Raw genomic sequence first — 10,027 nt, 5'->3', positions numbered from 1 at the left:
CCAACGATCCGTCCTTGCGCGCGAGCGGCACGATCGTCGAAGTGCCGCACAAGAAACGCGGCACGTATCTGACGGTAGGCAGTCCGATCAAGTTCTCGGACATGAAGCCGGAAGTGACCGCGTCGCCGCTGCTTGGCGAACACACGGATGAAGTGCTGGCGAGCCTCGGCTACAGCAAGCAGGAAATCTTCAACCTGCACGAAGTCAAGGCCGTTTGACGGCGCAAGCAGGTAGAACTAGACGTATCTGAAGTTTCATTTTCGGAGCCTGCATGGACGGCGCGCGAGGCGGGCGCCGTCTGCACTTGAACCGCCGCTTTTTTCAAATTCCGGTTTCGCTATGCAAACAGCCATTGATTTCGAGCAACTGGTCGCAGCCGTCGGCGATGCGATCATCATTTCGGATGCCAAAGGAAATATCACGCTATGGAATCCGGCCGCTGAGCGCATGTTTGGTTTCAACCAAAGCGAGACGCTGCTGCATTCGCCGGAACATGAGTTGACCGGGATCGTTTCGGTGATTCGCGATGAAACCAGCCGCTTCCAGGAGGAGCGCAATCTGCGCAAACGCATGGCCGAACTGGAAGCCCGAGCGGGAGCGTAACGCAACGCCAGCCGTGTCGATCCGGTTGACTTTCTCTTGTGACGATCTATCAGGAGGCATCCGATGCACGTCGAAGTACTTGGACAATATCGGCTCGAGTTGTCCGCGATGCAATTGATCCACAACGGCGGATGGACCGCCTACGTGGCGATTCGCACGGCCGAAGAAAATCATCCGGCGCAACCCGATCTCCTGCCGTACCAGCAGGTCGTCGACGAGGCCGTCTTTGAAAGCGAGGAAGCTGCCATCGCCGGCGCGCGTCGCGTGGCGCTGGCGCTGCTCAGTCCGGCAACCCGGTAGCCCGGGCGTGCGGGGCGGGTACGGATCAATACAGGGAGACGTGAGATGGGCAAAGCATTGGAGGATGTGCGGATCCTCGACTTCACGCACGTGCAATCGGGGCCGACGTGCACACAGTTGCTGGCGTGGTTCGGCGCGGATGTGATCAAGGTGGAGCGCGCCGGTGCGGGCGATGTCACGCGGGAGCAACTGCGCGATATTCCTGATGCGGACAGCCTGTACTTCACGATGCTGAACCACAACAAGCGCTCCGTTACGATCGATGCGAAGAACCCGGAAGGCAAGCAGGTTCTCGAAGCACTGATCCAGAAATGTGACGTGCTGGTGGAGAACTTCGCACCGGGCGCGCTCGACCGGATGGGCTTCACGTGGGAGCGGATCCAGGAGCTGAATCCGCGCATGATCGTCGCGTCGGTCAAAGGCTTCGGCCCCGGCCCTTATGAAGACTGCAAGGTCTACGAGAACGTCGCGCAATGCGTGGGTGGCGCGGCGTCGACCACCGGCTTCGACGACGGTCCGCCGGTTGTCACCGGCGCCCAGATCGGCGACAGCGGTACCGGGCTGCATCTTGCGCTCGGCATTGTGACCGCGCTTTATCAGCGAAAAACGACAGGGCGTGGTCAACACGTGCTCGCGGCGATGCAGGACGGCGTGCTGAACCTGTGCCGCGTGAAGCTGCGTGACCAGCAGCGCCTCGAACGCACCGGCGTCATGCGCGAATATCCGCAACATCCGAACGGCACCTTCGGCGAAGCGGTGCCGCGAGCGGGCAATGCGTCGGGCGGCGGCCAGCCGGGCTGGATTCTGAAGTGCAAGGGCTGGGAAATGGACCCGAACGCGTACATCTACTTCATCACCCAGGCGCCGGTGTGGACCAGGATCTGCAACGTGATCGGCAAGGAGGAGTGGGCCACCGATCCGAACTACGCGACGCCCGCCGCGCGCCTGCCGCATTTGAAGGAGATCTTCGCCGAGATCGAGCGCTGGACCATGACCAAGACGAAGTTCGAGGCGATGGAAATCCTCAATAAGTACGACATTCCGTGCGGCCCGATCCTGTCGATGAAGGAGATCGCCGAGGAGCCGTCGCTGCGCAGGACCGGCACGATCGTCGAGGTCGATCATCCGGTGCGCGGCAAGTATCTGACGGTCGGCAATCCGATCAAGCTGTCGGACAGTCCGACCGAGGTCACGCGCTCGCCGCTGCTGGGTGAGCACACTGACGAGGTGATGGCCGAACTCGGTTACCACCCGGATCAGATCGCACATTTGCATGCGGTCGGTGCGATATGAGCGCATAGACGAAACCTGGCCGCGCATCCGACGCGCCGCAGTACGCCGTACAAGACATCGCCGCGCGACCGGCCTGATCGGTCGCTTCATTGCAGCAAAAAAAATCGCAGGAGACATTTCGATGAAATCGTGGATACGTTTTCGGCTCGCCCATGGCCGGATTGGTTTCGGCGTGCTGGAAAACCATCGCGTCACTGAATACGAAGGGGACATGTTCGGTGACGCCGTCCCAAGCGCCAACGTCCTGAGCGTCGATGACGTGACGCTGCTCAATCCATGTGTTCCTACCAAGGTGGTCGCGTTGTGGAACAACTTCCGCGCACTGTCGGAGAAACTCGGCAAGGCCGCGCCGTCCCATCCGCTGTTTCTGATCAAGCCCTCCACTTCGGTGATTGGCCCGGGCGAACCCATCCAGCGGCCGCAAGCCTACGCCGGCAAGATCGCCTACGAAGGGGAACTCGCGATCGTGATCGGCAAGCGCTGCCGCAACGTCCCGGTAGACGAGGCGAACGACTACATTTTCGGTTACACGTGCATCAACGACGTGACGGCGGCCGAACTCCTGAACGAAGACCCCAACTTTGCGCAATGGTGCCGCTCGAAGGGTTTCGATACGTTCAGTTGCATCGGTCCTGCGATCCAGCGTGATTTCGACTGGCGGAATGCGCACGTCGTGACGCGGCTCGACAACGTCGAGCGGCAGAACTATTCGCTGTCGGACATGATCTTTTCGCCCGCCGAACAGGTGAGCCGGATCTCGCACGATATGACGCTGTTGCCCGGCGACGTCATTGCAATCGGCACCTCGATTGGCATCGGCTCGATCAAGGACGGCTCGACGGTCGAGGTATCGATCGAAGGTATCGGCGTGCTGTCGAACACGCTGTCATCGGGGGCCTGACATGGCGATGACGATTGCAGTGCCGCGCGAAGTCCGCGCGGGCGAACGCCGCGTCGCGGCGACGCCCGAAACCGTCAGCCAGTTGCTGAAGCTCGGTTTTGCGGTGAACGTCGAAGCGGGCGCGGGCCTTAGGGCGTCATTCGACGATAACGCGTATCGCGCGGCCGGCGCACAGGTGGTCAGCGACACCCGGGCGTTGTGGGCCGATGCCGATATCGTGATCAAGGTGCGCGCGCCCGAACTGAATCCGGCGCTCGAGGCCGACGAAGCGACCTTGCTGAAAAAAGGCGCGATGCTGATCAGCTTCATCTGGCCCACGCAGAACCCGGTGCTGCTCACGCAGCTCGCCGACGGCGGCACGAGCGTGTTGGCCATGGACTGTGTGCCGCGCATTTCGCGCGCGCAGAAGCTCGATGCGCTCAGCTCGATGGCAAACATGGCCGGTTACCGCGCGGTGATCGAAGCCGCGCAGCATTTCGGGCGCGTCTTCACCGGACAGATCACCGCTGCGGGCAAGATGCCGCCCGCAAAGGTGATGGTGATCGGCGCGGGTGTCGCCGGGCTCGCTGCAATCGGTGCGGCGCGCGGCTTGGGCGCGATCGTGCGTGCGTTCGACACACGTCCTGAAGTCGAGCAGCAGGTCGAAAGCATGGGCGCCGAGTTTCTCAAGCTCGATGTCGAAGAGGAAGGCAGCGGCTCCGGCGGCTACGCGAAGCAGATGAGCGCGAAGTTCATCGAAGCAGAGATGGCGCTGTTCGCCGCGCAGGCGAAAGACGTCGACATCATCATCACCACCGCGCTGATTCCGGGCAAGCCGGCGCCCAAGCTGATCACCGCGGCGATGGTGGAGGGCATGCGGCCGGGCAGCGTGATCGTCGACATGGCCGCGGAGCAGGGCGGCAACTGCGAACTGACGCAGCCCGGCGAGGTGGTGTCGGTCAAGGGCGTGACGATCATCGGCTACTCCGATTTACCGAGCCGGATGGCGACGCAATCGAGTCAGCTTTACGGCACCAACATTCGCCATCTTTTGACCGATCTGACGCCGCAGAAGGATGGTGTGGCCCGCATCGACATGGATGACGACGTGATGCGCGGCGCGACCGTCGTGTATCAAGGCGCTGTCAGCTGGCCGCCGCCCCCGCCGAAACAGGCCGCGATCGCCGCGCATCGGCCGCCGCCCGAGAAGCCCGCGGCGAGCCCCGTCGATCCCGAGGAACAAGCGGCCGCTGCGGCTCGCTCGCGGTACACATCGCTCGTCTTGCTGGCGATCGCGGCGTTCGCGCTGCTCGCGCTCGGCGGGGTCGCACCGCCCGCATTCGTCGCGCACCTGACGGTGTTCGTGCTAGCGGTGTTCGTCGGCTACCAGGTGGTCTGGAATGTGACGCCGGCGCTGCACACGCCGCTGATGAGCGTGACCAACGCGATCAGCGGAATCATCGTGATTGGCGCGCTGCTGCAACTCGGCACGCCGAATGTGCTGGTAACGGTGCTGGGCGGCGTCGCTTTGCTGGTTGCCACGATCAACATCGCGGGCGGGTTTCTCGTGACCCAACGCATGTTGAAGATGTTCCAGCGCAACTAAGGAGTGGTCATGCTGAACGGAATCGGCAACATTGCGTATTTGGGCGCGAGCACGCTGTTTATCCTGAGTTTGCGCGGACTGAGTCATCCGACGAGCGCGCGCCGCGGCAATCTGTATGGCGCGGCGGGCATGCTGATCGCAGTCGTTGCGACGCTGATCATCGCACAGGGCGCGGGGATCGAAGTCGTATTGGCGGCGGCCGTGATCGGCGCAGCGGTCGGCGCGCTGCTGGCGCGGCGGGTCGAGATGACCCAGATGCCGCAACTGGTCGCGATATTGCATAGCTTTGTCGGGCTGGCCGCGGTGCTGATCGGCTTTACCAACTATCTGATGCCGGCCGGCGAGTTCGGCGGCGCGGAGCGGGTGATTCACCTGTCCGAGATTTATCTTGGCGTGTTTATAGGCACCATCACGTTCACCGGTTCGATCGTCGCGTTCCTGAAGCTGCAGGGCACGATTAGCGGCAAACCGCTTGTGATACCGGGCCGGCATCTGCTGAACCTGCTTGTGCTGGTGCTGTGCGTGGCAATCGGCTACCGGTTTCTCTCGGTGCCGTCGGGCGCGGAAGGCATCGGGGCATTGCTCGTGATGATCGTGCTCGCCGCGGCGCTCGGTGTGCATCTGGTGATGGCCATCGGCGGCGCGGACATGCCGGTGGTCGTGTCGATGCTGAACAGTTACTCAGGTTGGGCCGCCGCGGCCACGGGCTTCATGCTGAGCAACGACCTGTTGATTACGACCGGCGCGCTGGTCGGTTCGAGCGGCGCGATCCTTAGCTACATCATGTGCCGCGCGATGAACCGCAGTTTCATCTCGGTGATTCTCGGCGGCTTCGGCGCGGCGAGCGGAACGAGTTCGGCGGATATCGCGGGGGAGGTGGTGGCGACCAGCGTCGACGAAGTCAGCGCGATTCTGCGCGACGCCTCCGAGGTCATCATCGTGCCGGGCTACGGGATGGCCGTGGCGCAGGCGCAGACGACGATCAGCGAAATCACGCGCAAGCTTGACAGTCTCGGCGTGCGGGTGCGTTTTGGCATCCATCCAGTCGCCGGACGCTTGCCGGGCCACATGAACGTGCTCCTTGCCGAAGCGAAGGTGCCGTACGACATCGTGCTCGAAATGGATGAGATCAACGAAGACTTCACCAACACGGACGTGGTGCTCGTGATCGGCGCAAACGACATCGTGAACCCTGGTGCGCTCGAAGATCCGGGCAGTCCGATTGCGGGGATGCCGGTGCTCGAAGTGTGGAAAGCGCGCACGGTGGTCGTGTCGAAACGCAGCATGGCGACCGGTTATGCGGGCGTGGACAATCCGCTCTTCTACAAGGACAACACCCGGATGCTGTTCGGCGACGCGAAGGGCAGCGTCGACGCATTGCTCAGACAACTTGACGCTTGACCGGCTGTTGCCGCGCTCGCTCGCCCGCCACCTCACCTTACTGACCCGTTATGATCCGCCTACGCAAAGCAAAGATCGTCGCGACCCTCGGCCCCGCGACCTCCGATCTCGAAACGATTACCCAACTTTTTCACGCCGGCGCCGATGTATTCCGGCTGAATTTCAGTCACGGCTCGCACGAGGACCATCGGCGGCGCTATGAGCTGGTTCGCGAGGTCGAGCGTGCTTCGGGCCGGCCCATTTCGATTCTGGCAGACATGCAGGGACCGAAGCTGCGCGTCGGCCCGTTCGCCGAGGGCAAGGTGATGCTCGTGACGGGCGCCGAATTTGCGCTCGACCGGAACCCGGCGGACGGCGACGTCAATCGCGTATGCCTGCCCCATCCGGAACTCTTCGACGTCGTCGCCGCCGGCCAGTCGCTGCTGCTCGATGACGGCAAACTGCGCCTGGAAGTGCTCGACAATGACGGCGAGCGGATCCGTACCCGCGTATTGCACGGAGGAACGCTGTCGGATCGAAAAGGAGTGAATGTTCCCGACGCGATTCTGCCGATTCCCGTGCTGACCCAGAAAGACCTGATCGATCTGGAATTTGCGTTGTCGCTCGGCGCCGACTGGATTGCGCTGTCGTTCGTACAGCGTCCGGAGGATTTGATCGACGCGCGCGAACTCATTGGAGCGCGCGCCGGGCTGATGGTCAAGCTGGAAAAGCCGGCAGCGCTTGATCGGCTCGATGAGATCGTGAATGCGGCCGATGCGGTGATGGTCGCTCGCGGCGACCTCGGCGTCGAGCTTCCGCCCGAACGCGTGCCGGGCGCGCAGAAGCGCATTCTTCGATCCTGCCGCAGCCACGGCAAGCCGGTGATCATCGCGACGCAGATGCTCGAATCGATGATTTCAGCACCGGTGCCCACGCGCGCCGAGGCATCGGACGTCGCGACGGCGATCTACGATGGCGCGGATGCCGTCATGCTGTCTGCGGAGTCGGCCAGCGGCGGCTTTCCTGTGCAGGCCGTGGCGATGATGGAGCGGATCATCAAGGAGGTCGAACATGATCCGCTCTACCGGAGCCTGCTCGATGCTCAGCATGAACTTCCGCTGGGCACCCCGGGAGACGCAATCTGCGCGGCACTGCGCGATGTCGCGCAGACCATCGCTGCGGTTGCGACGGTCACGTACACGACGTCCGGACACACCAGCCTGCGGGCCGCCCGTCAGCGTCCGGTCGCGCCGATTCTCAGCATCACGCCGAAGCTGTCGACGGCGCGGCGTCTTGCGCTGGTGTGGGGCGTGCATTCCACAGTCAGCCCTGACGTCGAATCGGTCGACGAGATGGTGAGTGCCGCGTGCAGCATCGCCGTGAGACAGGGCTTTGCAAATTCAGGCGACCCGGTGGCGATCGCGGCAGGCATGCCGTTCGGCGAATCTGGTACCACCAATTTGCTGCGAATCGCCAGAGTCTAGCCGACGCCGCACGCAAGGTGGAAGGGTAGCCGGAGATAAATGGCCGGAGCGCTTGCGATCGTGCGCGGGCGCGCTCGCAGCGACTGCAAAGTTTCGGGGAGGTATTAACGATAGCTAATATAACGCAGAAGAAACTTTAACTTTTGTTAATTGTTGAAGCCGCCCATCATGGTTCAATCGCCATGACAGTTCAGCCTTGACATGCAGGTGTTTTGATCAGGCAAGCAAACAAGTCAATAGACGGAGACAGAGAACGTGTTACAGACTGACACAGCCTTCAGCGGCTATACGGCGCGGCGGCATAACCGCTGGGTCCAGCTGGCAGCCGGCATCGCCTGCATGGGTCTTATAGCGAACCTTCAATACGCATGGACCCTGTTTGTCATCCCGATGGACGCCAAACACCACTGGGGGCAAGCCGCCATCCAGCTGGCGTTTTCGATTTTCATCGTCACCGAGACCTGGCTGGTGCCTGTCGAGGGTTGGCTCGTCGACAAGTTCGGTCCTCGTCCTGTCGTCATCGGCGGGTCGATCTGCGCGGGTTTGGGCTGGATTCTCGACGCCTATGCGCCGAATCTGCCGGTGCTCTACGTCGCCGCCGTGATTGCCGGTATCGGAGCAGGATGCGTCTACGGCACCTGTGTGGGCACGGCGCTCAAGTGGTTTCCCGACCGGCGCGGTTTGGCCGCCGGTCTGACCGCGGCGGGCTTCGGCGCCGGCGCGGCGCTGACGGTGATCCCGATCTCCAACATGATCCAGAGCGCCGGGTACGAGCATGCATTTGTGTTCTTCGGCGTGTTCCAGGGTGTCTGCATCCTGCTGCTGGCAACCTTGCTGGTGCGCCCGAAGCCGCCGGCGCATGCGGCTGGGGTCAGGCGCATCGTCGCAACGAAGACCGATTACACGACGAAGCAGATGATTCGCGCACCGCTTTTCTGGGTGATGTACGCCATGTTTGTGTGCGTCGCGGCAGGCGGCATCATTGCCACAGCGGAGATCGGTCCGATCGCGAAGGAGTATGGCTTCGCGGCTATGCCGGTCAGCGTGCTGAGCGTGACGTTGCCGCTGCTGACGATGACGCTGTCGATCAACAATATGTGCAACGGTTTCACGCGCCCGCTATGCGGTTGGATCTCCGACCGGATCGGCCGTGAGAACACCATGTTCATGACCTTTATCGGCGAAGCGCTGGCGCTGCTGGGGCTGATGCACTTCGGTCACAACCCGTACCTGTTCATGCTGTTTTCCGGGCTCGTGTTCCTGTGTTACGGCGATATTTTCTCGAATTTCCCCGCGACGTGTGCCGACACGTTCGGCGCCAAATACGCGGCGGGGAATGCCGGTACGCTTTATACCGCCAAAGGGACTGCCGCCATGCTAGTGCCTGTGGCTTCGCTGTTGTCCACGCACGGTGGATGGAACGCGGTGTTCATCTTCGTTGCGTGTATTTCCTTGATGGCCGGTGTGTCGGCGAAGTTCATCCTGTATCCGATGCGACGCCGCTGGATTCTGAACTCCGCTGCGCCCAGCACGGCACCGGAAAGCCGCTTTCGACCGTCGCCTCTCGGTTCGCACGAGTGAGCGCCGCTGAAGCAGTGCGTGTTCGGCGTGCAATGCGGGATCAGAACGTGAAGGCATCTCAGGGCCGCTCTGCAGGAGACTATCTTGGCCGATTCGAATGAGTTGATTGAGCGGCATATCCGCCGTGGTGGCTCCCTGCTTGCCGTGCTGCACGCGATCCAGGACGACGTCGGCTTCGTGCCGCCTGCCGCCGTCGCGCAGCTGGCGCGGGCGATGAACCTATCGCGCGCGGAAGTGCACGGTGTCATCACCTACTACCACCACTTCCGCGCGCAGCCCGCGGCGCCCGTCACGGTGCAACTGTGCCGCGCCGAAGCATGCCGCAGCATGGGCACCGAGGCGCTCGCGCAGCACATCGAGGCACGCACGGGCTGCCGCTTCGACGCCGGGCACGACGGCGGCCATCGGAATGACGCGGCCGTGGGCCTCGAATCGGTGTACTGCCTCGGCCAGTGTGCGCTGTCGCCGGCGCTGATGATCAACGGCACGCTGCACGCGAAGGTTACGCCGCAGAAGTTCGACGCACTGCTTGATGCTGCTGAGGTCACGCTCAGGGGCGCGCAACGTGCGGAGGAACCGGTATGACACGCATCTATGTCCCTCGCGATTCCGCGGCGCTCGCGCTCGGCGCGGACGCGCTCGCCGGTGCGATCGCTGACGAAGCCGCACGTCGCGGCATCGCAATCGAACTGGTCCGCAACGGTTCGCGCGGTTTGCTGTGGCTCGAACCGCTCGTCGAAGTTGCGACGGCTGAAGGCCGAGTCGGCTATGCAAACGTCGAAGAGAGCGACGTTGCCGCGCTGTTCGACGCCGGCTTCATCGAAGGTGGCGAGCACGCCCGCCGTGTCGGTGTGGTCGATGACATACCGTATCTGAAGAAGCAACAGCGCCTGACCTTCG

General features: G+C 62.8%; 9 protein-coding genes and 2 pseudogenes. All 11 read left to right on the top strand.

All coding sequences use genetic code 11. The features are described 5' to 3' along the window. Positions 1–218 (top strand): annotated as a pseudogene (locus tag FSO04_RS43840) (CoA transferase); the annotation flags it as partial. 121 nt (positions 219–339) lie between these two features. Next, positions 340–603, top strand: a complete 264-nt coding sequence (locus FSO04_RS43835) for a PAS domain-containing protein (protein WP_154567565.1) — start codon at positions 340–342, stop codon at positions 601–603. A gap of 63 nt (positions 604–666) precedes the next feature. Next, positions 667–903, top strand: coding sequence for a hypothetical protein (locus tag FSO04_RS43830; protein WP_154567564.1), 237 nt, complete (start codon positions 667–669; stop codon positions 901–903). Between the two features lie 45 nt (positions 904–948). Then, positions 949–2,196 carry a formyl-CoA transferase gene (gene frc, locus FSO04_RS43825; protein WP_154567563.1) on the top strand — a complete coding sequence of 416 codons (1,248 nt, stop codon included), beginning with the start codon at positions 949–951 and terminating at the stop codon, positions 2,194–2,196. 121 nt (positions 2,197–2,317) lie between these two features. Next, complete coding sequence (locus tag FSO04_RS43820; RefSeq protein WP_154567562.1) at positions 2,318–3,097, top strand: fumarylacetoacetate hydrolase family protein; 780 nt, start codon at positions 2,318–2,320, stop codon at positions 3,095–3,097. Position 3,098: 1 nt separating this feature from the next. Beyond that, the gene (locus FSO04_RS43815; RefSeq protein WP_154567561.1) at positions 3,099–4,682 is read left to right on the top strand and encodes a Re/Si-specific NAD(P)(+) transhydrogenase subunit alpha; all 1,584 of its coding nucleotides are present in this window, start codon (positions 3,099–3,101) and stop codon (positions 4,680–4,682) included. Between the two features lie 9 nt (positions 4,683–4,691). Beyond that, positions 4,692–6,083: a Re/Si-specific NAD(P)(+) transhydrogenase subunit beta gene (gene pntB, locus FSO04_RS43810; RefSeq protein ID WP_154567560.1), complete on the top strand. Its 1,392-nt coding sequence runs from the start codon at positions 4,692–4,694 to the stop codon at positions 6,081–6,083. Positions 6,084–6,133: 50 nt separating this feature from the next. Further along, complete coding sequence (gene pyk, locus FSO04_RS43805) at positions 6,134–7,546, top strand: pyruvate kinase (protein WP_154567559.1); 1,413 nt, start codon at positions 6,134–6,136, stop codon at positions 7,544–7,546. Between the two features lie 255 nt (positions 7,547–7,801). Then, a complete protein-coding gene (gene oxlT / locus FSO04_RS43800) occupies positions 7,802–9,127 on the top strand; it encodes an oxalate/formate MFS antiporter (protein ID WP_168436026.1) in 1,326 nt (441 codons plus the stop codon). Positions 9,128–9,196: 69 nt separating this feature from the next. Further along, a complete protein-coding gene (locus FSO04_RS43795) occupies positions 9,197–9,712 on the top strand; it encodes an NAD(P)H-dependent oxidoreductase subunit E (protein WP_154567558.1) in 516 nt (171 codons plus the stop codon). After that, positions 9,709–10,027 (top strand): annotated as a pseudogene (locus tag FSO04_RS43790) (formate dehydrogenase); the annotation flags it as partial. The gene FSO04_RS43795 and the pseudogene FSO04_RS43790, both read left to right, overlap by 4 nt.

This window comes from Paraburkholderia madseniana (assembly GCF_009690905.1).
GTDB lineage: Bacteria > Pseudomonadota > Gammaproteobacteria > Burkholderiales > Burkholderiaceae > Paraburkholderia > Paraburkholderia madseniana.
The sequence above is the reverse complement of the archived record's forward strand: the minus strand, read 5'-3'. Positions and strand labels throughout refer to the sequence as shown.

Coding starts and splice junctions, on each gene's coding strand:
- frc (WP_154567563.1), top strand. CDS start 949: ATGGGCAAAGCATTGGAGGATGTGCGGATCCTCGACTTCACGCACGTG.
- pyk (WP_154567559.1), top strand. CDS start 6,134: ATGATCCGCCTACGCAAAGCAAAGATCGTCGCGACCCTCGGCCCCGCG.
- pntB (WP_154567560.1), top strand. CDS start 4,692: ATGCTGAACGGAATCGGCAACATTGCGTATTTGGGCGCGAGCACGCTG.
- FSO04_RS43830 (WP_154567564.1), top strand. CDS start 667: ATGCACGTCGAAGTACTTGGACAATATCGGCTCGAGTTGTCCGCGATG.
- FSO04_RS43820 (WP_154567562.1), top strand. CDS start 2,318: ATGAAATCGTGGATACGTTTTCGGCTCGCCCATGGCCGGATTGGTTTC.
- FSO04_RS43815 (WP_154567561.1), top strand. CDS start 3,099: ATGGCGATGACGATTGCAGTGCCGCGCGAAGTCCGCGCGGGCGAACGC.
- FSO04_RS43835 (WP_154567565.1), top strand. CDS start 340: ATGCAAACAGCCATTGATTTCGAGCAACTGGTCGCAGCCGTCGGCGAT.